Source organism: Marichromatium sp. AB31 (assembly GCF_003718685.1).
In the GTDB taxonomy this organism is placed as follows: Bacteria; Pseudomonadota; Gammaproteobacteria; order Chromatiales; family Chromatiaceae; genus Marichromatium; species Marichromatium gracile.
Window position 1 is genome coordinate 1 of sequence record NZ_RHFI01000056.1, and the last position, 765, is coordinate 765.

At 68.5% G+C, this 765-nt stretch carries 1 protein-coding gene; it reads right to left on the minus strand.

The window, feature by feature from the left end; all coding sequences use genetic code 11:
• Window positions 1-32: 32 nt before the first annotated feature.
• Window positions 33-765, minus strand: a 733-nt coding sequence (locus EBL84_RS16715; RefSeq protein ID WP_369958167.1) for a uracil-DNA glycosylase family protein, incomplete at its 5' end; no start/stop codon positions are given.

Here is a 765-nt window from a genome sequence, read left to right on the forward strand (position 1 = left end):
GGATTATATTAGAAAATAATTAAATATGGAAATTATTTCCTCTCAGTCTCCCGCAACCGCCGCGCGACCGCGCTGAGATCTTCCCAGGACTTGGCCTTCTGCGCCGGCGAGCGCAGCAGATAGGCAGGATGATAAGTCACCCGCAGCGGAATGCGCGCATCGCCGACCTCGAACCAGCGCCCCCGCAGCCGACCCACGCTGACATCGGTATTGAGCAGGTGTTGGGCCGAGATCCGCCCCAGCGAGAGGATCAGTGTCGGCTCGATGAGCGCGATCTGACGTTGCAGATAGCCCTCGCAGCGGGCCATCTCCTCGGGGTGCGGGTCACGATTGCCGGGCGGGCGACACTTGAGCACATTGGCGATGAAGACCTCCTCGCGCGCCAGCCCGATCGCCTCGAGCATGCGCGTGAGCAGTTGCCCCGCCCGTCCGACGAACGGCTCGCCCTGACGATCCTCGTCGGCGCCCGGGGCCTCGCCGATCAGCATCAGCCGCGCATTGCGCGCACCGCTGCCGAAGACGCTGTGCTGTCGGGTCTCGTGCAGCGCACAGCCACGACAGCCGTGCACCGCGCGCGCCAGCTGCTCCCAATCCATCGTGGCGACCGCCGGGACCGCGGCGGATGCGGCTGGCGCGAACAGATCATCGGCCGGCGGCTCGGGCGCGGGCGCGCGCGGCGCCACCGTGCGCTCGGTGAAGGGCGCCGGCTCGGACGAGGACGGTGCGCAGGGCGGCGGCATCGGTACCGGCGGCGGCTCGGGGGCG